The sequence below is a fragment of the Virgibacillus sp. CM-4 genome (genome assembly GCF_000445495.1).
Classification (GTDB): Bacteria; Bacillota; Bacilli; order Bacillales; family Amphibacillaceae; genus Virgibacillus; species Virgibacillus salexigens.
Genome location: NZ_AUQA01000007.1, coordinates 181,952 through 205,795 on the forward strand (window position 1 = coordinate 181,952; position 23,844 = coordinate 205,795).

Here is a 23,844-nt window from a genome sequence, read left to right on the forward strand (position 1 = left end):
CGACAGACCGAAGATATATTTTATTGAAACTAATAATAAAAGATGGTGAATACATCGTGACTAATAAATTAATGAATGATTATAAATGGAATGAATGTGAATATGGAAATAGTACGGCCAAAAATATTTCAAACAACTCGAAAATTATAATGGCTAGGGGGGCTTTTAATTGATGGTGAGTAAATCATTAAAAGATATTCCCTTAGAAGAAATGATACTTTCAGCCCAGCAAGGAGACCAGACTGTCCAAAATTATCTATTAAAAACATATCAACCTTTTATTGCAAAATGTGTTTCAGAAGTCTGTAAACGGTATATTGATCCTAAAAAGGATGATGAATTCAGTATTGGACTTTCAGCTTTTAATGAAGCAATTTTATCCTATTCACCAGAGAGGGGTAGCTCCTTCTTATCCTTTGCAAAACTGGTGATTAAACGGAAGGTAATTGATTACATTCGGTATGTTCAAAAACGCCCAGCTGCAGTTTCTTTAGATGAAACATATGATGCGGAACAGATGGAAAACCCTACAGAAATTCTCGCAGTAAAGGAACAGTATCAATTAGAGCAGGATTCATGGTATCGTAAACAAGAAATACTTGATTTTAAAGAAAAGCTAAAACTATATAAAATGAGTTTAGCTGAATTAACAGAGGTATCGCCGAAACATAGAGATGCCCGTGAATCAGCGATACGAACAGCAAGGGTATTATGTGAAAAGCCTGAGTTAAAAGAGTATGTGATAGCGAAACGAAAGTTGCCAATTAAAGAACTGGTAAAAAACGTTGATGTAAGTAAGAAAACACTAGAACGTAATCGAAAATATATATTAGCGATTTTTATTGTACTTACAGAAGACTATCTATATCTTAAAGACTATTTGAAGGGGGTGGGTCAGTGAAGAAAGGGATCATCATGGAACAGCATCGAAAGTATATGATTGTTCTTACAGAAGAAGGTGTATTCTATAAGGCAATCCCTGTTAAGAATGTTGAAATTGGAGCTGAAGTTACTTTTAAACCAATCCCAGCACAAAAGCGTTTTCATTTCTTGTCTCGTGGTCATAAAATGAATATGCCAATGCGTTTACTTGCTTTAGTAAGTATCATGCTTTTATTTGTGCTGCCTTTTTATTTTCTTATGGATAATAAAAAAACATATGCTTATGTTGGAATAGATATAAATCCCAGTGTAGAATTACAAATCAGTGAAGATTTGCAAGTCCAATCCATTCGTCCTATTAATAATGATGCTGAAAACATTGTAGGCAAGCTAGGTGAATATCAGGGAAAAGCATTGGAAGATGTAATACATATGATTATGGTTGAAAGTGAAGAGACTGGCTTAATTAATAATCAAAAACATATGTTAGTAGGAGTAAGCTTGATTCAAAATAATAAAGGTTCATCTATAATCGAGAGAATGCAACGCTATTTTCAAGTAGAAGGTTCCGAATGGGATATTGCAACTTATTATGTTCCAGATGAAATCAGGCAGGAAGCAGAAGATAATCACATGTCTATGAATGAAGCGATGGCTGCGGCAATACAAGAGAAGGATGATACGTTAACTAAAAACACTGATTCAGAAACGAAATTGGATGATGAGGATAGAGCTATTATTAATTCATTTTATAATTCTAAAAAAGAAAGTGATTCCGAAAGTAATTCTGAAAAGGTGTCAGAACAAGATTCATTGACGGATCAAACCAATGCTAAGGATAAACAAAAGAATAATCCACAATCAGAAAATAATAAAGAGCAGCAAGAAAATCCAATACAATCGAAGGCTCCATCAACGTCATCAGCAAAAAATAGTAGTAAAAATGAAGATACCAAACAGACAGAAGAGAAAGACCAAGCGAAATCTAAAAAGAAACCTACAAATACAAAAAAGAATGAACATAAACAAACGGATAGGGACAATCATAAATGGGAGAAAGATAAGCAATGGTATCAAAAGCGCCATCATGATAATGAATATGAAGATGAAAGCGACTACAATTGTGGTCGAGAAGAGAAGAAAAGCCATGGATATAGACATAAATACGGTGATGATGAAGAAGATACAGATGATGATAAAGAGGATAGAGATGATGAAGATGAAAGAGAGTACGATGATTAAATCGAATTAACGAGTAGAATAAACAAATGAAGTAACACAGACCATGTGGTAAGGTCTGTGTTACTTTTTATACTTTCATCGTAACTGTGGATTCATATTTCATTGCATGATCCAAGTAATAAAGCAGATTGTCATGAGATTCCATAATTGTTCGTTCATCAAGTGAATAATGAAAAGCGTGCAGAAAATGTTGAATTTTTTTTGAGAGAAGATCATCATTTGTTCGTACCATAAGTACAAGCAAATCGTCCCAATGTCCCCAAAGCGTATAGTAAAGTGCTTTATCATAATCAGGAATATCCATTTTACCCCTCCTTAAATTGTAAGGGTTATTCCATAGTGTCCCCATATTATATATATATTGTCTGAAACAAAAATGGTGTATTTGCCATAAAAAGGCTAAATAAAAAAAGTATAATAACTCAACCTTGAATCATACTAAGGGCAAAACAAAGGAGGTAAATACACATGAAAATAAAATTAGTTAGTATTCTTGCTGTACTTGGTATTGTGCTAATGGGATGTGCCAATACAGATGATAACAACAATAATCCAGACAATGGAGCGGAAGAAAACGCAGAACAAACAAGATATAATAATACTGGCGATGGCATGGCAGGTGACCGTGATTATGAGATGAGAAGAACATCGGAGCGAGATCAGGAAAATAATAATGCTGATCGTTATGATGTTTCAAAAGAAGCAGCTGACAAAATAACCAATGAAATTGATGAAATTGATCGTGCATACGTTGTAACTACGGACAACAACGCTTACGTTGCGGCAGGTCTAGACAAGAATGATGCAAATACCGAGAATAAAAATACAGCAGATAATACGAATACAAATAATACAAACACAAATAATGCGGATAACGGAAATGAAGTTACGGATGCAGTAAAATCAAAAATTAAAGAAATTGTTCAGTCTGTTGATAAAGACATAGATAATGTATATGTCTCAACTAACCCGGATTTTCTTAACTTAACGCAAAATTATGCGGAAGATGTGGATAATGGAGAGCCAGTAGAAGGGTTTTTTGATCAATTCGGTAATATGGTTGAACGCTTATTCCCGCAAAATCGTTAATGATAAACGAGTGGCCCAATTTCAAGGCTACTCGTTTTTTCTTTTAAAAAATAGGAACTTATTATATAATTATACATATAATTCTTACTATCCATAGTGTTTTAGTAAGGATTAATTTATTTTTGGAGCTGAAAAACATGGGGAGAGAGTTTCTATCGATTTTTGATGATTGGGCAAATCAATACGATGACAGTGTGGCAGGGATGGATCCGCAATATGCACGTGTCTTTGCTAACTACAATCATATTTTAGATACAGTGGTTTCCTATACGGAAGGCAGCGTGTTAGAGTTTGGAATAGGGACTGGGAATTTATCTCAAAAGCTCATTGAAGCAGGGCATGAGTTTGTCGGAGTTGAACCATCGTTAGCGATGCGTGAAATTGCTAATAAAAAACTTCCAAATGTCCAAATAGTCGAAGGGGACTTCCTTCACTTTCCAGCTTTCACAGAAAAGGTAGACACCATTGTAAGCACCTATGCGTTTCATCACTTAACGGATACGGAAAAGGAGAGTGCTATTAAACAGTTTTCAGAATTGCTGCCAATAGGTGGAAAAGTAGTATTTGGAGACACCGTGTTCATTACTGAAGAAAAAAAACACAAGGAAATAGATCATGCAAAAAAACATGGTTATATGGATCTTGCAGAAGACCTACAACGGGAGTATTATCCAACAGTAACGGTTTTAAAAAGTATCTTCACCTTGTATAATTTTGATATAGCGATGAAACAAATGAATGACTTCGTTTGGTTAATCGTAGCTACGAAAAAATAGTATATTTCGAAAAGGAGCGGTTATCATGGCAAAAAAAATGAATGTAGAAAGTTTTAATCTTGATCATACAAAAGTGAAGGCACCATATGTTCGTTTAGTTGGCGTTACAGAAGGGGCTAATGGGGATAAAGTATATAAATATGATATTCGGTTTAAACAACCTAATAAGGAACATATGGATATGGATGGATTACACTCCATTGAACATTTAATGGCAGAGAATATCCGTAATCATATGGATAATGTATTAGATATTGGTCCTATGGGATGCCAGACTGGCTTTTATTTATCTATTATGAATCGTGATCAATATGAGGAAGTATTAGAGGCCTTTGAACACACCTTAAACGACGTTCTAGAAGCCCGGGAAGTACCTGCTTGCAATGAGGTACAATGTGGCTGGGCAGCAAATCATAGCTTAGAAGGGGCAAAAAAAATTGCCCAGGAAATGTTAGATCATCGGAACGAATGGCATCAAGTATTCTAAAGGCAGGAGAAATGGATGACAGTTTACAAGTCGATTCAGCATATTATCGGAGATACCCCATTACTTGAGTTAACGAACTTTTCATTACCAAAGGATGTCCATTTATATGCTAAATTAGAGTTTCTAAATCCTGGAGGAAGCATTAAGGATCGATTAGGAGTTGCGTTAATTCAGGATGCCTTAACGAAAGAGAGAATCCATCCAGGTGGTACCATTATTGAACCGACAGCTGGAAATACCGGTATTGGTTTAGCGATTGCGGCAATATCACATAATCTTTCCGTTATCTTATGTGTACCAGAACATTTTAGTACTGAAAAACAAACACTGATGAGAGCTTTAGGAGCAACGATTGTTTCTACTCCTCGGGAATTAGGAATGAAAGGTGCAATACAGAAGGCGGAGCAGTTATTAGGGGAGATACCGAATAGTTACTCTCCACAGCAATTTACTAATGAAGCTAATCCAACTACCTATTATCAAACAATGGCTCCAGAAATTTGGTCAGACTTAGAAGGGAAAGTAGATATATTTGTTGCTGGAGCAGGGTCTGCTGGAACGTTTATGGGAACGACCAGATACATGAAAGAAAGGAATAAACAATTAAAAGCGGTTATTGTAGAGCCAGAAGGTTCAATTATTGGCGGTGGTGAGTCTGGGTCTCATCGGACTGAAGGTATTGGAATGGAATTTTTTCCTGAATATATGGATCATTCCCTGATAGATCTGGTTTATACTGTACCGGATGATAATGCTTTTGATTTAGTTAAAACCTTGGCGGAAAAAGAAGGATTACTCGTTGGGAGTTCTTCTGGTTCTGCAATGTATGCCGCACTGAAGGAAGCAGAGCTTGCCTCTCCAGGCACAACGATTGTGACAGTATTTCCAGATGGAAGTGATCGTTATTTAAGCAAGGATATTTATCCTAGATAAAAGAAAAGAATAAGAAAAGCGGTTTTCAACTCAGCTGCTTTAATGTATGAAGGAGAATCGGAATGCGAAGAAAAACAAAAATGGTTCATGGTGGTATTACTGGTGATAAGCAAACAGGTGCGGTTTCAGTACCTATATATCAAGTAAGTACCTATGAGCAAAACAACGTTGGTCAACATCGCGGATATGAATATTCTCGGACCGGTAATCCTACTCGGAATGCGCTGGAAGAGGTAATTGCTGATTTAGAAAATGGTCAGGCAGGTTTTGCTTTCGGCTCTGGAATGGCAGCAATAACATCAGTAATGATGTTATTTAATACTGGTGACCATGTACTATTAACAGACGATGTTTATGGTGGTTCTTATCGGATGATGACAAATGTATTGAATCGATTTGACTTAAGTCATACATTTGTAGATACAAGTAATCCAAAAAAAGTAGAAGATTCGATAAAACCAAATACAAAGGCTTTGTTTATTGAGACACCTACGAATCCGCTTTTAAAAATTACCGATTTACAGAAAATGGCCGCTATTGCCAAAAAACACGACTTACTCCTTATTGTGGATAATACGTTCGCTACTCCTTATTGGCAATTACCATTAGATTTGGGTGCTGATATAGTATTGCATAGTGCAACGAAATATATAGGTGGGCATAGTGATGTAGTAGCTGGACTTGTAGTTGTTAATTCCGAGAAGCTTGCTGAACAAATTCATTTTATCCAAAACTCTGTGGGAGCAATATTAGGGCCACAAGATGCTTGGCTATTAATGCGAGGGATTAAAACTCTAGGTCTACGCATGGAGGCAATTGAGGCAAATACGAGAAAACTTGTAGCTTTTCTTGAAAGTCATCCACAGGTAACGAAGGTTTATTATCCTGGACTTAAGAAACATCAAGGCCATGAAATAGCAATGCAGCAGGCAAAAGGCTCTGGAGGGATGGTTTCATTTGATGTTGGAAGTAGTAAGGCAGCAGAGACAGTGATTGAAAAAGTAAACTACTTTACTTTGGCAGAAAGTTTGGGAGCGGTAGAAAGTTTGATCTCAGTCCCTGCAAAAATGACACATGCATCGATCCCGAGGGAGCGGAGGCAAGAGCTGGGTATTACAGATGGCTTAATTCGCTTATCCATAGGTATTGAAGATAGTGAAGATTTAATTGAGGATTTGGAACAGGCACTGGAATAGATAGACAAGGCAGCTATTGCTGCCTTTTTTATTATGTCAGCGGTATTGTCCAATAGGTGTTTTGTAAATGTATATGGTAAAATGATACATATTAGAATTTTCAAGTAGGAGGCTTTCGAATGAGTGAAAAAGCGCTCGTGTATTTAAAAAATAATCGAGAACAATTACTAAACAAATTATCAAATTTTTTGGAAATTCCGAGTGTAAGTACGGATCGTGCACATAAAGAAGATATTCATCATGCTGCGGATTTTATCGTTACGTATTTACATGATATTGGCTTCGATTTTGCTGAGAAACAAGCAACTTCGGGTCATCCTCTCGTCTATGGCGAATACAACAGGGCTGGTTCCAATGCGCCAACTGTACTTTTTTATGGCCATTACGATGTACAGCCAGCAGATCCTCTTGAACTATGGGATAGTCATCCATTTCGGCCAGAAGTAAGAGATGGCCGATTATATGCTCGAGGTGCTAGTGATGATAAGGGACAAGTGTTTATGCATCTTGCTGTATTTGAAGCGTATTTGAAAGCGGAGGGGAAGCTCCCGCTGAATGTTAAAGTATGTATAGAGGGAGAAGAAGAAATAGGCAGCGAGAATTTATATGAAGTGCTTCACTCAAAAAAAGAACAATTCGCGGCAGATTTTGCCGTTATATCCGATTCTGGTATGGTCGCTAAGAATCAACCAACCATCTTATATGGATTGAAAGGCTTTACCGGAATCGAAATCAATGTCACTGGCCCGGACCACGATTTACATTCAGGAATGTATGGCGGTGCAATTCGGAATCCATTGATGGCTCTAAGTCATATACTTGCCTCCATGAAGAACGAAGAAGAAGTGATTACCGTCGAGGGTTTTTATGACGGTGTAGAGCCGCTTGCGGAAGAAGAAAAAAAGCTGATTGATCAGGTTCCAGGAGAAAGCTATTCTGAAGCAACAGGAGTTAACGAGACTGCTTCAGAGAAAGGTTACACGGCTAAAGAACATACGATGGGTCGTCCTACATTTGAAGTTAATGGTATGTACGGTGGGTATCAAGGAGAAGGAACAAAAACAATTATTCCTTCAACAGCTACAGCTAAGATTACGTGCCGGTTAGTCCCTGGACAAGATCCTGTTAAAATTCAACAGCTGTTAGAGGAACATGTAATGAATGTTGCCCCTGCAGGAGTTACAGTAGATGTTAAAAAGGAAAAGTTATCTGCGAAAGCTTATAAAGTAGAACCAAACCATCCATTAATTACCAAAGCTGCAACTGCCTACACGAAGGCATTTAATAAAGAGACTGTTTTTGTTAGAATGGGTGGATCCATTCCTGTGGTGGAGTGGATCGAAGCAATCTATCAAATGCCAATTGTATTGTTAGGTTTTGGAACACCAGACGATCGGCTTCATTCGCCAAATGAAAGCTTTCCAATTGATAGTTTTGATAAAGGGATGGAAACCCTTATATATTATTGGAATGAAGTAGGTAATCAATAAAAGCAGGATTATAAATATTTGGGTCCTTTCTCTAGCGGCAAGGACCCTTTTCGTCATTTCCAACTGTAGTTTATTAATGAAAAGGAGGATAACGTATGAAATATGCGGTAGTAACAGGAGTCTCAAGAGGTTTAGGGGAAAGTGTAGCAAAAAAATTTATGAATCAAGGAGTTCATGTTGTTGGTATTTCACGTAATAAATCCTCTAATTTAGAGGCCTATGCATCCGATAAAAAGGTGAATTACACAAGTATTAGCTGTGATTTAGGTGATATGGAAGCAGTCAATGAAACAATCGAATCTCTCGCAATGAAACTTACACAAGAGAAACCGACGAGTATCTATTTAGTTAACAATGCCGCAGCAATTGAACCAATTGATCATGCAATGAATATTTCCTCATCTGACTTGGCATATCATTTTCAAGTAAATGTATTAGCACCTATGGCAACTACGAACATATTTTTAAAATATGCGCATGCAGAAAATGTACCGATGATTGGACTTACCGTTACATCAGGTGCAGCGGAAAAGCCATCATATGGATGGAGTGCATATTGCAGTTCAAAAGCTAGTATTAATATGTATACGCAAACCGTCGCGTTAGAGCAAGAAAAGTTAGCAACGAAAAACAAAGTTATTGCATTTAGTCCAGGTATAATGGATACGGCTATGCAAGAAGCAATTCGCTCGAGCTCAAAAGAATCCTTTGCAGCAGTGGAGAAGTTTAAGGAATACAAGGACAAAAACCAATTGAAAAATACAGAGAAGGTTGGTGGAGTGCTTGTAGATATTATGGTTGATGAGTCTAAAATCACGAATGGAAAAATATATCACGTGAACCAATACTTATAATATTTCTTAAAGTTAGGTAGAGAATTTTTTCAAGTTTGATTCCTCGCTAACGAGAAGCCTTTTTGTGTAAACAAATAAGACAAGTAGAGGGGAAGACATTTAGGTGTCAACACATCGTTCATTCATTACAACAGTGGGAAATGATAGGTAACGCTACTGCTTGCATATTTAGATGGAGCATGTAAAATTTAAAGCCCATATAAGCTAATTTCCCTCCCATTATTTTATCTTTAGCATAAAATGAATTATTCAGTGAAAGAGGAGGCGAAATGCATGAGTGAAGGCGGTTTTGGCTATGGCGGCGGTTTCGCGCTACTTGTAGTATTGTTTATTTTACTAATCATTATTGGTACTGCCTATTCAGATGGTGGTGGCTACGGCGGTGGCTATGGCGGCTGTTGCTAATAAAAAATGCAGGGTTTTCCCCTGCATTTTTTTATTATTTCTAGATATAGTGTTGATGTTTTGCTCGAATTTTTGATTGAATTAGCTTTAATACCAAACCATTGACAAGGACTAAGGCAATCATGATACTAAGAAATGTTAGAAATAGACCATGAATACTAGCTGAATTCCAAATAATTAATACAAGCCCACCAAACATTCCAAAATAGATAAAGAGCGCAATCAAACTAATAAATCTTGATTTAAAGACTTCTTGTTCGTCTGTCCAAGTTAATTTTGGATTGCTGAAGTCCAGATATGTTCCAAAAGTACTTGTTAACCAGCTAGCAATGAACATTAAAATGGCCCAACTTCCAATATATAAGGGAGACAATTGGAATAAAAAACTTCCGATGATTAGCAATAATCCTATCAATATTAAGTTAAGCAGCCAAGCTGTCATTATTTTATAAAACAGTATTTGTTTTATACTTATCGGAAAATACATATGTACAAACCAATTCTTTCCTTCCCTTGAAATGGAAGACAAAGAAGTTGCGTTCGTACCTAGTAAAATAATTGATGCTAAAAACAAAAGTAAAATCGTTTGTTTGCTTGACAAGTTATCAAAAAAGGCAGCAAAAGCTTCATTGGATGAATCCATCAATAGGATAATTAAGATAAAAATCGGACCAAACAAGCTCTGTATCACACATTGCAGTAAAAACGAAGGAGTGCGAAAAATCGTTCGTAATTCTTTTCTTATAAATGAAACCCAAATTGGTCGTTGTGTTATAGCTTTTTTAAATGTATTTTTAGCAACTATTTGCTTTTTCGAATTTCCTGCTCCAAACATTCCTTTTAGATAGGTTTGCTGACCTACCCATAGGAATAAACTGAATAATCCAATTGTAAATGCAATAACAGCAAGTAAACAGAGTATTCCTTCCCATGTTCCAGCCCCAGTTAAGGATTTCGTTTGGAAGTAAGCTGGTGGATAGTATGCAGTAATTTGGTTTAGTAAGCCATCGTTTTTTTGAATGTAATCCGCAAAGTTATTGGTTATCTTATCTGTATCCGTGTTTAGACGGATGAGGACATTTATAAAAATAATAAATGCTAAAGATACAATTCCAGCAATTACTTTTGAACGATCTTTGTTTTTAGCAACATTTACAAAACGCATGACAATCATAAGTATAATGGCTGCAAAACAAAAAGGGACGAACGGCAATAGTATAAAGTTCAAAATCCCATGTATGTAATAGAATATAGAGGCACTGCTCACCCCCCCATAAATGAAGTAAAAAGGAAGAAACAGGAATCCATTCGTTAAATATAAATATAAAAATGGGTTAGTTGCCTTACCTAATAATAATTGATATGGCTGAAAGGGAAAAGGAATGAACGATTGAATATCCTCTGTAAAGTAAAATGTATTCATTATGGTGAAGAAACTCATAAAGAATAGGATTGCATGGATACTAATAAACAATAACCCAAGAATAACGGTTTCCTGCCCTATCGGCTGTAAGGATTCGAAAAGAACTGTAACAATACTCCTAATTAACCCAATATATAAGAACACAAATGGAATACAAAAGATAAATGCAATTAATAAAATCCACATTTGCGAATGGCTCTTACCAGCTTTCGAGTATTGCATTTTTAGCATGATCCGCATTAAAAGCCAGGTTTTACTCATCATTTGTCAACTCCAAAAATACATTTTCGAGTGATTGATCGGTTTGATATTCTTTATGTAATTGGTCCATATCACCATAGAAGAGCAGTTCCCCATTATTAATAATCGCAACTACATCACATATCTGCTCTACAACTTCTAGTCCATGACTTGAAAAGAAGACAGTATTTCCTTTGTCAGCATGTTGACGCATCAAGTCTTTTAGTACATATGCGGACTTTGGATCTAGTCCTGTTAATGGTTCGTCTAGGATCCAAATAGCAGGTTCATGTAGTAATACGCCACTAATAATGATTTTCTGACGCATTCCATGTGAATAATTTAGGATATAATCATGTAGTGATTTATCAATTTGAAATTGCTTTGTAAGCTTTTCGATTCGTTGTTGTCTTAACTGTTCAGGTACCTCATAAATATCACCGATAAAATTTAAATATTCGATTCCTCTTAATCGTAGGAACATGTCTGGTTGGTCAGGAACATAACCGAATAATTTTTTTGCTTCAATCGGATGGTGGTTAATGTTGTATCCATTTAAAGTAATACTTCCTTCGTCAATAGGCAGAATCCCAGTTATCATTTTGATGGTAGTAGATTTCCCTGCTCCATTAGGGCCGAGAAAGCCAACGATTTTTCCATCTGGGACAGTAAACGAAAGGTTGTCAATGGCACGGCTATTGCCAGGAAAACCTTTCCGAATATTTGTTAATTCAATCATGATTACGCCTCATTTCTAATTGCTTTTATGAATAGATTAAACTATGGTACACTTTATGTTGGGTATTGTTTCTTTCATGTACGTTAAAGCTATTCTAACATATATATATTGGAGATTTTGTATGAAGAGAGGAAGTATTAGATGATAACGAGAAAAAGTAAACGAGAGATTGAAAAAATGCAGGCAGCAGGAGATATTCTTGTTAACTGTCATAAAGAAATTGCCAAAATAATTAAACCTGGTATTACTACAATGGAGATAAACGAGTTTACGGAGAACTTTTTAAAAGAACATGGGGCAACACCTGAGCAGAAAGGTTATAATGGATATCCTTATGCAATTTGTGCATCAATTAATGATGAAATCTGCCATGGTTTCCCTCGAGAAGAAAAGTTAGAAGATGGAGATATTGTTACTATCGATATGGTTGTTAATTTAGATGGTGGTTTAGCAGACTCAGCCTGGACGTACGCGGTTGGGAATGTAGATGAAAAAGGTCTTCGATTAATGAAGGTAACCAAAACCGCACTTGATAAAGGTGTGGAACAGGCGCAAGCGGGAAACCGCCTAGGAGATATTGGGCATGCCATTCAACAATATGCTGAAGGAGAAGGTTTTTCAGTAGTACGTGATTTTACTGGTCATGGAATCGGACCGACACTTCATGAAGATCCACATATTCCCCATTTTGGACTGCCTAATAAAGGCTTACGTCTCAAAGAGGGAATGGTGATAACCATTGAACCAATGATTAATGAAGGATCTTGGCACAGTCAAATGGATCGTAATAATTGGACGGCTAGAACAATTGACGAAGGGCGTTCTGCACAATACGAACATACCATTGTTATTACGAAAGAAGGGCCATTACTACTTACAGATCAGGATAAATAATTTTGTAGGATAGGAAAAGGCAGTTCGGAGAGCATCTTTTACTCCAAACTGCCTTTTTTTTATATTTTTTTTGATTTTGTTTCAAATGATTTACCACTGAAGATCATCGTAATTATTGGACTTAATAGACAGAAGAAGGCAAACGGTAAATAAGTTAAAACTGGAACACCTAGAACATCTGCGATAAATACACCACATACGCTCCAGGGAACGAGTGGATTGATAACCGTTCCTGCATCTTCAAGCGTACGAGATAATACTTTTTTAGGCAATTTTGACTTTGCATAAACTGTTTTAAATGTTTCACCAGTAAGCATGATAGAAAGGTATTGTTCCCCAATCAATACATTTACACCTATTGCTGTGGCTGCTGTGGAAACAATAATAGATCGAATATTTCTTAATTTCTCCTGTAATGCAGTTAAAAGACTTGGGATAATCCCTGTAACAAATAATAGGCCGCCAAAGCCTAAGGCTAGAATAACAAGTGAAATTGTAAAAAGCATACTGTTAATTCCGCCTTTTGTTAATAGTTCATTAACAGGCTCGAAATTTGTAGATGCTGAATAGCCATTAAACCAAATTCCCCATATTTCACTTAAGGCTAGTCCACTTGTAAAAGCTGCGAAAATCGTAGCAAATAAACTACTTATTGCAATCGATATAAACGCTGGTATTCGAAAGTACGTACATATAATTAAGACCATAAGTGGTAGCCAGGAAGTCCAATGGATGAGGCCCGTTTCTGCTAAAGCTTGTTGATAAGCTTCCCCATTCTGCATCCCCACCGTTTCATTTGGTGACAGAAGGGCAAAAAGTATAAACGAAATAATAAACGCCGGTATTGTTGTCAAACTGATATGCTTAATGTGATCAAACAGATCAACACCGACAACTGTAGAAGCGAGGTTAGTTGTATCCGATAATGGGGACATTTTGTCACCGAAGAATGCCCCGGAGACAATTGCTCCTGCAGTAATAGCTATAGAGGCATCTAATGCACTCCCCATACCAATAAAAGCAACACCTATTGTCGCCGTTGTAGTTAAAGAACTTCCCATTGATACACCAATGATAGAAGTGATGGCGAATACAATCGCATAAAACCAAGTACCACCGATAAAAGAAAAACCAAGATTAATTAAAGCAGGTATCGTTCCACTTATCATCCAGCTGCTGATTAAGATACCAATAAGAAAGAATAAGAATACTGCACCCATGCCTGTTCGCGCACCTTCAATTAATCCATTCTGAAGGTCTTGAAAAGATATTTTTTTGATTATCCCATATGCCATTAGTATGAAAATACCAAGTAAAATTGGAATATGAGGATTGGTTCCCAATTTAATAATAAAATAGCTTATAAGAGCTATAATGACAACGAAAAAGATAATGGATTCTGATAATGACGGACGGTGTTTAGGTTGAATTGGAAACATCGATTTTCCTCCTTCATGTATTAGATATAAATAGAGAACGATTTCTAAAAAATGGTTGGCTTTTTAACTCCGGTATTCTCATTGAGCGATTTAACAACAATGGAATGCTTCAGAATAGATAAGTGACTTATTCTGCAAACAATGTAAAAGGAACTAAAATAAAAAAAGCTTCGCCCCTATAGGGACGAAGCTTTCTCCGCGTTACCACCCTGATTGCTGGAAAAATATTACCAGCCTCTCGTTATCTTATGACCTATTACAAAGAATGTGTAATTCAATAGTTTTCCTGCCAGAGTTTTCACCAAGCACTCTGTCTCTCGTTACTGCTCAGAAGCTATTTACTATGCATTCTAAGGTCTTCACTATATTATTTTAAAGATTAATATTGAATATAACTGGGAAATTCCAATTTGTCAACATGAAAAATGGGGAATTGAATCTTTTTAAAATTGATAATATAGGATATAATTACAGGAATTATATAAGGGAGGGAAGGTCTTGAACATAAAAGCTGCAGACGGAAGAACAAACGGAACCATTGATATCATTCAAAAAGGATTCGCAAAAGGCTTCCCTATTATGGTTGGGTATTTACCAATAGCCTTAACGTACGGTGTATTGGCTAAACAAGCCGGAATGTCAATTACAGAGTTAACATTAATGAGTGTGCTTGTATTTGCTGGAGCAAGTCAATTTATGGGAGCAAATATGATAGCGGTCGGTGCGGGTGCAGTAGAAATAATTATTGCAACCTTTGTACTTAATTTCAGGCATTTTGTAATGAGCCTTTCTTTTATGAATCGATTAAGGGGGATGGATATAAGATGGAAACTTCCTATGTCTATGGGGTTAACGGATGAAACCTTTGCTGTCACTTCTCTTCATCCGGAAGAGGCGAATAAGGATAAAGGGGCATTATTCTATACAACCATCATTTTAACTGCCTATTTATCATGGGTATTTGGATCTTTTGCTGGTGGTATTTTAGGGGAAGTCATTCCTGAAAAATTGAGTCAAAGTATGGGGATTGCCCTTTATGCCATGTTTATTGGTTTACTAGTTCCTTCTGTGAAAAAAGATAAACGGGTAGCCGTGATTGCAATTTTAGCTATGTTAATTAATGGATTATGTCTGCAATTAGGCTTAGGCACTGGATGGTCCATTGTGTTTGGAACGATAATTGGCGGGATGAGCGGGATATTCTTATGGAAGGAGGAGCGCTGATGATTTTGCTAATTATTATCGGTATGGCAATGGTGACCATGCTACCACGAATGGTTCCTGCCTTTATAGTAGATAAATTACAATTTAGAGATTGGGTGAATCGTTGGTTGAATGCCATTCCTTATGCAGCGCTAGGCGCTCTTATTTTTCCAGGAATTATGTCCGTTAAGCCAGAGCAACCATTAATAGGGGTTATCGGTGGAGTTGTTGCAATTATCCTGGCATATATCGGTGTTAATGTTATATTGGTTGTTGCTGCAGCAATTACAACTGTGTTTTTATTGACTTAATGAAATGCCAAACGCATGAGTTTAGACTACTCATGCGTTAGTTTTTTGTTACATAGGGTTCAATGTGAATATGCGCCCTTGAAATACTATGTTTCTTATATAGATAATTTTCGAGACGTTCTGTAATTGCGTGGCTTTCTTCTACATTGAGATTAGGATCTACTAGGATCGTAATATCGATGAATGCTTGGTTTCCATGTATTCTTCCCTTAATTTCTACAAGCTTTCTTACGTCAGGGTCTTTTTCGATAGTTTTACTTATTTTTTCGATTTGTTTTTCGTCAAAACCATCCGTCAACGTATGTGTAGAATCTTTAAAGATGCCCCACGCTGTTTTGCAAATGATTAGCCCCACAATTAGTCCAGCCAGTGGATCGAGCCAATAAATACCAAATTGAGCACCAATAATACCAATAAATGCTCCGATACTAACCAGCGCATCGGATCGATTATCTTGGGCAGCTGCATAAAGGGAGCTGCTTTGTATTTTTTTGGAAAGTCGTAAATTATAGAAATAGACAGCAAACATAACGATAGCTGCGATTAACGCTGTCCATGCAGTTATCATATTAGGTTGAGCATAGCTTCCGCTTAGGACTGTCTTGCATGTTTCAATTATAACTTGAATACCTACAAACATCATAATAAAAGCTGCAAATAAGGAGGCAATTGTTTCTGCCCGGAAATGTCCGTAGTGATGATCTTCATCGGGTGGTTTCCGAGAAATCTTTAATCCGATTAGAACAGCAATTGATGCAATGACATCAGTTGTATTATTTAAACCGTCTGCTCGTAAGGCGTCTGAGTTTCCAGACGATGCTATGGTTAATTTTCCAATAGCTAAGCTAATATAAGCGAAAATACTTATCCATGCACCTTTTTCACCTTTTTTTAAGTTATCTGAGTAATTCATCATGTAAAGGGCCTCCATCTAACAGCCTTATTTGTACTTAAACAGTCTACCAAAGCGTGCTATGGTAAGTCTAGAGAAACAATAAAGCGTTGAGCAATATGTATTGAGTGGAGGTAAGGATGTTTCGTTAGGTAAAAATTACTTAAAAAGAATTTAACTTTTCTTGCTTTTACCTATTGCAATTATTCTAAAAATTTAAGATAATAGTAAAAAGGAACAAGGGGGAAGTGTTCCATGAAAAAGCAGAAGACAGTTTATCAGTTTTATCGGTATAGTGGAAAAGGAATTAAAGCTAAACGAGAAATTCCGTTTGAGCTAAGGTTTTCCTCCCGGCTGCTTTTAGATGAATTATGCTTTAATTATAATAAAGCATTTTTGGAGGAACGAATAAATCGTTCCATTGATGAAGGTAACGAGGATAGCTTTTTGAAATTAAGTGAGCATTATAGACACTTTATTTGGGAATAAGCATTAACAGATATAGTGCCTTGCCTATCTGGTAAGGTGCTTTTTTTAGTGTATGGATAGGACTTTTTACATAACGGTACGCTTATGATAAATCAGTACACCTGTTTTTAAACTTTTTGTAAAGTAGTTCTTGATTGTACCTTAATTTGATATTCTTAAGATAAACAGGGGGGGATTTTATGAGGAAGATAACGAGAAGCTGGGTACTGTACGATTTTGGTAATTCTGCTTTTGCTACAACGATCATGGCGGCTGTACTTCCTGTCTTTTACTATGATGTCGCTGCAGTTGGCGTCGATGAAAATTTAGCTGCCAGCTTTTGGGGGTATTCTCAATCGATTGCAGTGTTAATCGTAGCAATACTTGCACCAATATTAGGTGCCATTAGTGATTATTCGGCAGCAAAGAAAAAATTTCTACGGTTTTTCGCTTACATGGGGATGTTAGCAAGCATTTTATTAGCCTTTGTTGGAGAAGGGGACTATCTATTTGCTTCATTATTATTAATTATAGGTACGATAGGCTTTTCTGGTGGTAATGTATTTTATGATGCATTCTTACCAGAGATTGCCAAAGAAGAAGAAATTGATAAAGTTTCCTCAGCAGGATTTGCCTGGGGATATATTGGCGGCGGCTTATTATTAGCTATAAATATTTTAATGATTTTAAAATATGAATGGTTCGGCTTAGCTAATGCAACCATAGCTAGTCAGGTTTCATTTGCAACAGTTGGTCTATGGTGGTTTTTGTTCTCACTACCGCTTTTTCGAAATATCAAGGAGGAGAAAAAGCAGCGAGTGAATCGTGAAAGGTCGTATGCGGCAATTGGTTTTTCACGCGTTGCTTCAACTATAAAAGATTTAAAGCACTATAAGCAATTATTAATTTTCCTACTTGCTTTTTGGATGTATAATGATGGCATTTCAACAATAATTAAGATGGCAACCATCTATGGAAGAGATATAGGAATTGACGGGAATAGTTTAATTGCAGCATTGCTGATTACTCAATTTGTTGGTATTCCTTGTACCTTTTTCTTTGGATGGCTGGCAACAAAAATAAGTGCAAAGAAAGCTCTAAGTCTCTCCTTATATATTTATATAGGAATCGTTATATTAGGGTATTTTATGACATCCGCCATTCATTTTTACTTATTAGCAATATGTGTTGGAATGGTCCAAGGTGGGGCTCAATCACTTAGTCGTTCTATATTCGGCAGGATGGTTCCTGAAAATAAACATGCTGAATTCTATGGATTCTACGGAATTTCCTCAAAGTTTGCAGCGATATTTGGTCCATTTTTATTTGCATTTGTCGGGCAGTTGACTGGATCAAGCAGGTTAGGGATTATTTCGTTAGTCGTATTTTTTGTTGGAGGCATTTTATTATTAAAGTTTGTTGATATAGACAAAGGTATAGAGGATGCCCAAAGACAAACAGCGGTGAATGAGAAAATTAATATTATCTCAAAATAAATAAAGCGCTTGAAATGTAACGATAACATTAGAGAATAGACATAGTTAAGACCCCGAACCTCTTTGTCGAGATTCGGGGTCTAGTTATTCAGAGCGTGTTTATCCCCTCAGGCACTTCCTAGTTGTGAGTAACATCTGTTTATGTTATACAATCGGTTCACTGTATCTATTTTCTAATTCTAAGTGAAGTGATTTACCGGTATCATAAGAGATATTGCCAATCTGTCCAGTTAATTTTGTCAAAAGCGATTCGTTGCTTGAATTCCAATACTCGTTAACAGTTGTTAATATTTCTATGGCTTCAACCTTTGCTTGGTGATAGAGGTCAAGAAAACTGTGTGTACAAGGTTTGTTCGTCGCAGGATGAAACCAGGTTGTATTGTGTAAATTAAGATAGTCTTTCTCATCTCTAATCGGTTGATGAGAGTAGGAAGCAATGGTTGATTTTAGAAGTGCATTTTTCCATCCATATGGGTCCGCTAACAGCTTTAATGCAAATTTCATATCACGGTATGATTTTTGAATATATCGTGTGGTACTAAAATTGAATTCTGGAAAATACTTTGTAACCAATCGATGAAGAAGATGACGAATATCTTCATCAATCGAAATACCAACATCAATTTCTTTATAGACAGGAGTTTTCCATGTCTTAAGGTTTTGGTATTTTTCCATCATCAATGTATCTATAAACACTTCTAATTTTTGATGTTTGCTGCCTTCATATCCTGCACGATAATGGATATAAGGATGCGTGTTGCGGTCTAATATATGGTGGGTGATGAATCCAAAAACATAAGCTTTTACGCTTCCATTCAACGTACTAGCCGCTTTAATTAAATCGATTAAAAAATCTCCACAGTATCGTGTGTGCAGTGCAGTGCCAACTTTTTGAACAGACTCATCTTTTAACCATGGCCAAAATTTATAATAGAAAAAGGGATCAGGCCCTTGTGCACCAAGTTTCATGATTGTCTCATGGTTAGAAATTGTTTTTGTCTGTGTTATCTCATCAACAATTTCTTCACAAAAAAGAATATGTGTCCAAATATTAGGCATAACGAAATCCCCCTTCTGTGCTTCTATAAGAAGACTTCTGTTTTGCATTATTATAACTGCTATTTATATAAGTGTCTTCCATAAGTGCATGGTTCTCTAACATATTATAAAAGATATTTGATCAATAAAGGAATAGGGCAGCACGTACAATTTTGTGTCAATCAACAAGCAATAACATGAAATTGCTTTCATTATTTTATTCTGACAAATTTCTGATACAATAGATAAAGAAAGATGGACATAGGGAGGAATCTAAATGGATTATCGTGTAGAACGAGATACAATCGGAGAAATACATGTACCTGCTGACAAATATTGGGGAGCGCAAACACAACGAAGTAAACAGAACTTTCCAATTGGAAATGAAACAATGCCAGTAGAGATAATTAAAGCGTTTGCGATACTTAAAAAAAGTGCTGCACATGCAAATAAAGAACTCGGGTTACTGGAAGCCAAAAAAGCAGAAGCTATTCATGCAGCAGTGGAGCAAATTATAAATGATGAAATAACAGACCACTTTCCTTTAGTTGTTTGGCAAACTGGAAGTGGAACACAGTCTAATATGAATGTAAATGAAGTAATTGCATATGTAGGTAATCATTGGTTACGTGACCAAGGAAGTGACTTAACCTTACACCCAAATGATGATGTCAATAAATCACAGAGTTCAAATGACACCTATCCAACAGCGATGCATATTGCATTTGTTCTTAAACTAGAAGATACAGTTCTCCCAGCCGTACGTACGCTTAAAGATACGTTAAAAGTCAAGATGGAAAAATTCAATGACATCGTTAAGATTGGTCGAACCCATCTACAAGATGCAACTCCATTAACGCTTGGACAGGAGATTAGCGGATGGCATCGTATGTTAGAAAAATCAGAAACGATGATTGAGGGAAGTATTCATTATATCAAAGAACTAGCAATTGGAGGAACTGCTGTCGGTACAGGATTAAATGCACATCCGGAGTTTTCAGAGCGCGTTTGTGCAGCTATTAATGAACATACAGGTAAAAACTTTGTATCTGCCCCGAATAAATTTCATGCTTTAACGAGTCATGATGAATCGGTTTACGCTCATGGGGCTCTAAAAGGGTTAGCAGCAGATTTGATGAAAATTGCAAATGATGTACGTTGGCTTGCTAGTGGGCCGCGATGTGGAATTGGGGAAATAACTGTTCCAGCTAATGAACCAGGTAGCTCGATCATGCCTGGAAAAGTAAATCCAACACAAAGTGAAGCTGTCACGATGGTCGCTTCTCAGGTAATGGGAAATGATGCCACCATCGGTTTTGCATCGAGTCAAGGTAATTTTGAGCTAAATGTGTTTAAGCCTGTGATTGCCTACAATTTCTTACAATCATGTCAGTTGCTATCCGATAGTATTCTGTCATTTGATGAACGTTGTGCTCAAGGGATTGAACCGAATTTAGAACAAATTGAGAAAAACTTAAAAGATTCCTTAATGCTAGTAACCGCTTTAAATCCACACATAGGATATGAAAATGCTGCTAAAATTGCTAAAACTGCATTTAATGATAATGCTACTCTAAAAGATACAGCTGTAAAACTTGGTTTACTTACAGAAGAAGAATTCGATCAATATGTAAATCCAAAAGAGATGACATATCCAAAATAAACTCAGTTTGTAATGAACCTCAAAAGTTAGCGAACGTAACGCTAACTTTTGAGGTGTTTATTTATTTACGCTTGGATTTCGTTTGTTCCTCGAGTCTTACATAAGCGAAGTTTGAACACCGATAGTTTGAAAAATTGTTTTTATAAACAAACACTCCATAAAAACAATCCCTTTAGCTAACATCTACAATTTACCAGTTAAAACTTATGATAAGTTTTCGTAATCTGCTCACACTAGTAGTACAGGAGGTGATAATTATGGCTAACAACAGTTCAAACCAATTAGTCGTACCTGGAGTACAACAAGCTCTTGATCAAATGAAATACGAAATTGCTCAAGAATTTGGTGTTAACTTAGGTCCTGATTCAACTTCTCGTTCTAACGGGTCTGTTGGTGGAGAAATCACTAAAAGACTTGTTCAAACTGCACAACAACAACTAGGTCCAAAAGCTTAATAATGATGGATAAGGGGAAAAGCTGATCAGCTTTTCCCCTCATTGTTTAACGTATGCGAAGTTCTGTTTCAATATCAAAAAAGTGGGCTTTATTCATATCAAATGCTAAATCGATGTTCTCGCCAACATTAATATCTGTACGAGAATCAATACGTGCAATAAAATCTTGTTCGTCTATTTTTGAATAGAGAAACGTTTCTGCTCCCATTAAATCAGCTACTTCAATTGCTGCAGTGATTTTGGTATTTGGTGAAGACTCGATGAATATAGGCTCATCATGAATATCCTCTGGTCTTATTCCTAATGTAATTTCTTTATCTTCATAACCTTGTTCTCGTAATGTCTTCAGTTTACCTTCTGGAATAGCAATTTTCTTTTCTCCTATTTCAAAATTACTTCCATTTAACTTTCCAGTAAAAAAGTTCATTGATGGAGATCCAATAAAGCCTCCAACAAAGACATTGTCTGGATTATCATATACATCCTTTGGTGCCCCAATTTGTTGAATTACCCCATCTTTCATTACAACAAGTCGTGTGGCCATTGTCATTGCTTCTGTCTGATCATGCGTAACGTAAATGGTAGTAGTTTGTAAGCGTTGATGAAGTTTTTGGATTTCTGCACGCATCTGCACACGGAGTTTTGCATCCAAGTTTGATAATGGTTCATCCATTAGGAATACTTTTGCATCTCGAACGATGGCACGGCCAAGGGCTACACGTTGACGTTGTCCGCCTGAAAGCGCTTTAGGTTTACGGTCCAAGTAAGCCTCTAGGCCAAGAATATTAGCAGCATTTTTAACACGTTGTTCAATTTCATCCTTCTTAAATTTACGTAGTTTCAAACCGAATGCCATATTATCGTATACATTCATGTGTGGATACAAGGCATAGTTTTGGAAAACCATTGCAATATCCCGGTCCTTTGGAGCTACATCATTCATTTTTTTGTCATCGATATGCAATTCCCCATCAGTGATCTCTTCAAGACCAGCGATCATACGTAATGTAGTCGACTTACCACATCCAGAAGGACCAACGAAAACAATAAATTCTTTATCTTGGATATGTAAGTTAAAGTCATCTACCGCCGTTGTTTTTTTATCATAGGATTTTTGAATATGCTCCATACGTAATTCTGCCATTTTCTATTCCCCCAATTTGTAAGCGTTTGATTAATTATAGTATAAAAAAAGATTGGGTTGATCGAAACGGTAAACATGCACAAATATTCAATTAGTCTTTGTGCATATTTGCTAGAAGTGCCAAATAGACTGTGACAGCTTGATGAAATTGGCGAATATCAATTCCTGTCTTTTCAATAAACTTATCTAAGCGATATTGGAGACTATTACGATGCATATATAATTCCTTTGCAGTAACAGAAACATTGAGATTGCATTTCAAAAACATTTGAATGGTTTGTAATAGTTCTGTATCAGCTGTGAATTCTTGTAGTATCGTATTTGCTAATTCGTTTCGAAAGGGAGAACCCACTTGCTCAAGTAAAATGTAAGGAATTGCCTCTTGATAATTCGTTACTGGCTTATCGGAATAGGTTAAAGCTATCGGGGCATACCGAAACATCGTTAAGTATTGAGATTTTGCCTCTTGATATTGATTTAAATAAGGTCCAACAAAAAAATGAATATTCACATAAAGATCGCTCATGATCACATCTATGATTTGTTCGTAAGGGATATTTTCACCCGTAATGGAGGATTGCTCTTCAATAAGTATTCCTTCCTGTTCATTCTCCCATAATATAGGGATTTTATAATTGAACAAGGCTTGAATTGACTCTTTAAAGGTAATTGGTTCAATTTGTTGTTCGTTCATCGAAAAATAAACGAATCGAAAAGGGGAAGAAGCTGTTTGATGTGTCATGGAAGAGGTTTGGTCAATGACTTCTTTCCACTGCAACTCTTTATCAGAGGGCACCGGTATTTGCGCATGATATGGAGTCATAAATGTTTCCAATAATGCGGTATCTCTATTTGTTAATTCATTTTTTGAAATACCTATTTTAATCCCATTATCTGTGATATACCATTTATACATTTGCTGTGGGAGCTTGATTTTATCATCGTTTACTATAAGTGATGGAAATATTTTTTTTAGTTGATGTAGCATCTGCAAAACCTCTTTTTTAAAAGTTCTTTTTTTAATTATAGCAATTCTGGTTAATGAAAAAAATAATATATTCAAAAACATGACAATCTCGAATCGC

25 protein-coding genes are annotated in these 23,844 nt (G+C 36.3%); 17 read left to right on the plus strand and 8 right to left on the minus strand.

Annotated elements, in window-relative coordinates; translation table 11 throughout:
- Nucleotides 1-172 precede the first annotated feature (172 nt).
- Both sigI and M948_RS39715 read left to right on the plus strand, forming a co-directional pair.
- Entirely contained in the window at nucleotides 173-901 is a 729-nt protein-coding gene (gene sigI, locus M948_RS39710) for an RNA polymerase sigma factor SigI (protein ID WP_021292166.1), read from the plus strand.
- Nucleotides 898-2,124 carry an anti-sigma factor domain-containing protein gene (locus M948_RS39715; RefSeq protein ID WP_021292167.1) on the plus strand — a complete coding sequence of 409 codons (1,227 nt, stop codon included), beginning with the start codon at nucleotides 898-900 and terminating at the stop codon, nucleotides 2,122-2,124. Before sigI ends, M948_RS39715 begins: the two co-directional genes overlap by 4 nt.
- Nucleotides 2,125-2,191: 67 nt before the next feature.
- Here M948_RS39715 and M948_RS39720 read toward each other — a convergent pair whose 3' ends face one another.
- On the minus strand, nucleotides 2,192-2,428 hold the full coding sequence (locus M948_RS39720; protein WP_021292168.1) for a YhdB family protein: 237 nt from the start codon (nucleotides 2,426-2,428) through the stop codon (nucleotides 2,192-2,194).
- A 164-nt stretch (nucleotides 2,429-2,592) separates the two neighbouring features.
- Between M948_RS39720 and M948_RS39725 the strand changes: the two genes are divergently transcribed.
- From M948_RS39725 to M948_RS42980, 8 genes are all read left to right on the plus strand, one after another.
- Complete coding sequence (locus M948_RS39725; RefSeq protein WP_021292169.1) at nucleotides 2,593-3,213, plus strand: YhcN/YlaJ family sporulation lipoprotein; 621 nt, start codon at nucleotides 2,593-2,595, stop codon at nucleotides 3,211-3,213.
- Between the two features lie 137 nt (nucleotides 3,214-3,350).
- On the plus strand, nucleotides 3,351-3,989 hold the full coding sequence (locus M948_RS39730; RefSeq protein ID WP_021292170.1) for a class I SAM-dependent DNA methyltransferase: 639 nt from the start codon (nucleotides 3,351-3,353) through the stop codon (nucleotides 3,987-3,989).
- Between the two features lie 25 nt (nucleotides 3,990-4,014).
- A complete protein-coding gene (locus M948_RS39735; protein ID WP_021292171.1) occupies nucleotides 4,015-4,476 on the plus strand; it encodes an S-ribosylhomocysteine lyase in 462 nt (153 codons plus the stop codon).
- Nucleotides 4,477-4,491: 15 nt separating this feature from the next.
- Complete coding sequence (locus tag M948_RS39740) at nucleotides 4,492-5,409, plus strand: PLP-dependent cysteine synthase family protein (protein WP_021292172.1); 918 nt, start codon at nucleotides 4,492-4,494, stop codon at nucleotides 5,407-5,409.
- A gap of 62 nt (nucleotides 5,410-5,471) precedes the next feature.
- Nucleotides 5,472-6,605 (plus strand): bifunctional cystathionine gamma-lyase/homocysteine desulfhydrase, encoded by a 1,134-nt coding sequence (locus M948_RS39745; RefSeq protein WP_021292173.1) that lies wholly within the window; start codon nucleotides 5,472-5,474, stop codon nucleotides 6,603-6,605.
- Between the two features lie 119 nt (nucleotides 6,606-6,724).
- The gene (locus M948_RS39750; RefSeq protein ID WP_021292174.1) at nucleotides 6,725-8,095 is read left to right on the plus strand and encodes a dipeptidase; all 1,371 of its coding nucleotides are present in this window, start codon (nucleotides 6,725-6,727) and stop codon (nucleotides 8,093-8,095) included.
- 95 nt (nucleotides 8,096-8,190) lie between these two features.
- The gene (locus tag M948_RS39755; RefSeq protein ID WP_021292175.1) at nucleotides 8,191-8,949 is read left to right on the plus strand and encodes a (S)-benzoin forming benzil reductase; all 759 of its coding nucleotides are present in this window, start codon (nucleotides 8,191-8,193) and stop codon (nucleotides 8,947-8,949) included.
- 273 nt (nucleotides 8,950-9,222) lie between these two features.
- Entirely contained in the window at nucleotides 9,223-9,354 is a 132-nt protein-coding gene (locus M948_RS42980; protein WP_021292176.1) for a YjcZ family sporulation protein, read from the plus strand.
- A gap of 40 nt (nucleotides 9,355-9,394) precedes the next feature.
- On the opposite strand, the gene M948_RS39760 is transcribed toward M948_RS42980, so the two are convergent.
- Both M948_RS39760 and M948_RS39765 read right to left on the minus strand, forming a co-directional pair.
- The gene (locus tag M948_RS39760; protein WP_021292177.1) at nucleotides 9,395-11,041 is read right to left on the minus strand and encodes a putative ABC transporter permease subunit; all 1,647 of its coding nucleotides are present in this window, start codon (nucleotides 11,039-11,041) and stop codon (nucleotides 9,395-9,397) included.
- On the minus strand, nucleotides 11,031-11,756 hold the full coding sequence (locus M948_RS39765) for an ABC transporter ATP-binding protein (protein WP_021292178.1): 726 nt from the start codon (nucleotides 11,754-11,756) through the stop codon (nucleotides 11,031-11,033). The genes M948_RS39760 and M948_RS39765 overlap by 11 nt, the downstream gene beginning before the upstream one ends.
- Before the next feature lie 141 nt (nucleotides 11,757-11,897).
- Here M948_RS39765 and map point away from each other — a divergent pair, with 141 nt between their 5' ends.
- Nucleotides 11,898-12,650, plus strand: a complete 753-nt coding sequence (map, locus tag M948_RS39770; protein ID WP_021292179.1) for a type I methionyl aminopeptidase — start codon at nucleotides 11,898-11,900, stop codon at nucleotides 12,648-12,650.
- Between the two features lie 59 nt (nucleotides 12,651-12,709).
- Here the strand turns inward: map and nhaC are convergent, their stop codons facing one another.
- Nucleotides 12,710-14,089: a Na+/H+ antiporter NhaC gene (gene nhaC / locus M948_RS39775; protein WP_021292180.1), complete on the minus strand. Its 1,380-nt coding sequence runs from the start codon at nucleotides 14,087-14,089 to the stop codon at nucleotides 12,710-12,712.
- A 504-nt stretch (nucleotides 14,090-14,593) separates the two neighbouring features.
- Here nhaC and M948_RS39780 point away from each other — a divergent pair.
- Entirely contained in the window at nucleotides 14,594-15,313 is a 720-nt protein-coding gene (locus tag M948_RS39780; RefSeq protein ID WP_031335763.1) for an AzlC family ABC transporter permease, read from the plus strand.
- Nucleotides 15,313-15,603, plus strand: a complete 291-nt coding sequence (locus tag M948_RS39785; RefSeq protein WP_021292182.1) for an AzlD domain-containing protein — start codon at nucleotides 15,313-15,315, stop codon at nucleotides 15,601-15,603. The genes M948_RS39780 and M948_RS39785 overlap by 1 nt, the downstream gene beginning before the upstream one ends.
- A 37-nt stretch (nucleotides 15,604-15,640) precedes the next feature.
- Here the strand turns inward: M948_RS39785 and M948_RS39790 are convergent, their stop codons facing one another.
- On the minus strand, nucleotides 15,641-16,516 hold the full coding sequence (locus M948_RS39790) for a cation diffusion facilitator family transporter (RefSeq protein WP_031335764.1): 876 nt from the start codon (nucleotides 16,514-16,516) through the stop codon (nucleotides 15,641-15,643).
- Between the two features lie 234 nt (nucleotides 16,517-16,750).
- Between M948_RS39790 and M948_RS39795 the strand changes: the two genes are divergently transcribed.
- Both M948_RS39795 and M948_RS39800 read left to right on the plus strand, forming a co-directional pair.
- Nucleotides 16,751-16,984 carry an IDEAL domain-containing protein gene (locus M948_RS39795; RefSeq protein ID WP_021292184.1) on the plus strand — a complete coding sequence of 78 codons (234 nt, stop codon included), beginning with the start codon at nucleotides 16,751-16,753 and terminating at the stop codon, nucleotides 16,982-16,984.
- A 179-nt stretch (nucleotides 16,985-17,163) separates the two neighbouring features.
- Nucleotides 17,164-18,459, plus strand: a complete 1,296-nt coding sequence (locus M948_RS39800) for an MFS transporter (protein WP_021292185.1) — start codon at nucleotides 17,164-17,166, stop codon at nucleotides 18,457-18,459.
- 144 nt (nucleotides 18,460-18,603) lie between these two features.
- Here M948_RS39800 and M948_RS39805 read toward each other — a convergent pair whose 3' ends face one another.
- On the minus strand, nucleotides 18,604-19,518 hold the full coding sequence (locus M948_RS39805; RefSeq protein WP_021292186.1) for a zinc dependent phospholipase C family protein: 915 nt from the start codon (nucleotides 19,516-19,518) through the stop codon (nucleotides 18,604-18,606).
- Nucleotides 19,519-19,774: 256 nt separating this feature from the next.
- Here M948_RS39805 and fumC point away from each other — a divergent pair, with 256 nt between their 5' ends.
- Complete coding sequence (gene fumC / locus M948_RS39810; protein WP_021292187.1) at nucleotides 19,775-21,160, plus strand: class II fumarate hydratase; 1,386 nt, start codon at nucleotides 19,775-19,777, stop codon at nucleotides 21,158-21,160.
- A 257-nt stretch (nucleotides 21,161-21,417) separates the two neighbouring features.
- Entirely contained in the window at nucleotides 21,418-21,615 is a 198-nt protein-coding gene (locus M948_RS39815) for an alpha/beta-type small acid-soluble spore protein (RefSeq protein WP_021292188.1), read from the plus strand.
- A gap of 46 nt (nucleotides 21,616-21,661) precedes the next feature.
- Here the strand turns inward: M948_RS39815 and M948_RS39820 are convergent, their stop codons facing one another.
- A complete protein-coding gene (locus M948_RS39820) occupies nucleotides 21,662-22,759 on the minus strand; it encodes an ABC transporter ATP-binding protein (RefSeq protein WP_021292189.1) in 1,098 nt (365 codons plus the stop codon).
- A gap of 91 nt (nucleotides 22,760-22,850) precedes the next feature.
- On the minus strand, nucleotides 22,851-23,747 hold the full coding sequence (locus M948_RS39825) for a PucR family transcriptional regulator (protein ID WP_021292190.1): 897 nt from the start codon (nucleotides 23,745-23,747) through the stop codon (nucleotides 22,851-22,853).
- Nucleotides 23,748-23,844: the final 97 nt, after the last annotated feature.

Excerpts from the sequence above, each read along its gene's own strand:
- M948_RS39825 (WP_021292190.1), bottom strand. The coding sequence starts at position 23,747 with ATGCTACATCAACTAAAAAAAATATTTCCATCACTTATAGTAAACGAT.
- M948_RS39800 (WP_021292185.1), top strand. The coding sequence starts at position 17,164 with ATGAGGAAGATAACGAGAAGCTGGGTACTGTACGATTTTGGTAATTCT.
- M948_RS39725 (WP_021292169.1), top strand. The coding sequence starts at position 2,593 with ATGAAAATAAAATTAGTTAGTATTCTTGCTGTACTTGGTATTGTGCTA.
- M948_RS39765 (WP_021292178.1), bottom strand. The coding sequence starts at position 11,756 with ATGATTGAATTAACAAATATTCGGAAAGGTTTTCCTGGCAATAGCCGT.
- M948_RS39785 (WP_021292182.1), top strand. The coding sequence starts at position 15,313 with ATGATTTTGCTAATTATTATCGGTATGGCAATGGTGACCATGCTACCA.
- M948_RS39740 (WP_021292172.1), top strand. The coding sequence starts at position 4,492 with ATGACAGTTTACAAGTCGATTCAGCATATTATCGGAGATACCCCATTA.
- M948_RS39745 (WP_021292173.1), top strand. The coding sequence starts at position 5,472 with ATGCGAAGAAAAACAAAAATGGTTCATGGTGGTATTACTGGTGATAAG.
- M948_RS39790 (WP_031335764.1), bottom strand. The coding sequence starts at position 16,516 with ATGAATTACTCAGATAACTTAAAAAAAGGTGAAAAAGGTGCATGGATA.
- M948_RS39815 (WP_021292188.1), top strand. The coding sequence starts at position 21,418 with ATGGCTAACAACAGTTCAAACCAATTAGTCGTACCTGGAGTACAACAA.
- M948_RS39795 (WP_021292184.1), top strand. The coding sequence starts at position 16,751 with ATGAAAAAGCAGAAGACAGTTTATCAGTTTTATCGGTATAGTGGAAAA.
- map (WP_021292179.1), top strand. The coding sequence starts at position 11,898 with ATGATAACGAGAAAAAGTAAACGAGAGATTGAAAAAATGCAGGCAGCA.
- M948_RS39760 (WP_021292177.1), bottom strand. The coding sequence starts at position 11,041 with ATGATGAGTAAAACCTGGCTTTTAATGCGGATCATGCTAAAAATGCAA.
- M948_RS42980 (WP_021292176.1), top strand. The coding sequence starts at position 9,223 with ATGAGTGAAGGCGGTTTTGGCTATGGCGGCGGTTTCGCGCTACTTGTA.
- M948_RS39720 (WP_021292168.1), bottom strand. The coding sequence starts at position 2,428 with ATGGATATTCCTGATTATGATAAAGCACTTTACTATACGCTTTGGGGA.
- M948_RS39820 (WP_021292189.1), bottom strand. The coding sequence starts at position 22,759 with ATGGCAGAATTACGTATGGAGCATATTCAAAAATCCTATGATAAAAAA.
- fumC (WP_021292187.1), top strand. The coding sequence starts at position 19,775 with ATGGATTATCGTGTAGAACGAGATACAATCGGAGAAATACATGTACCT.
- nhaC (WP_021292180.1), bottom strand. The coding sequence starts at position 14,089 with ATGTTTCCAATTCAACCTAAACACCGTCCGTCATTATCAGAATCCATT.
- M948_RS39755 (WP_021292175.1), top strand. The coding sequence starts at position 8,191 with ATGAAATATGCGGTAGTAACAGGAGTCTCAAGAGGTTTAGGGGAAAGT.
- M948_RS39730 (WP_021292170.1), top strand. The coding sequence starts at position 3,351 with ATGGGGAGAGAGTTTCTATCGATTTTTGATGATTGGGCAAATCAATAC.
- M948_RS39750 (WP_021292174.1), top strand. The coding sequence starts at position 6,725 with ATGAGTGAAAAAGCGCTCGTGTATTTAAAAAATAATCGAGAACAATTA.
- M948_RS39805 (WP_021292186.1), bottom strand. The coding sequence starts at position 19,518 with ATGCCTAATATTTGGACACATATTCTTTTTTGTGAAGAAATTGTTGAT.
- M948_RS39735 (WP_021292171.1), top strand. The coding sequence starts at position 4,015 with ATGGCAAAAAAAATGAATGTAGAAAGTTTTAATCTTGATCATACAAAA.
- sigI (WP_021292166.1), top strand. The coding sequence starts at position 173 with ATGGTGAGTAAATCATTAAAAGATATTCCCTTAGAAGAAATGATACTT.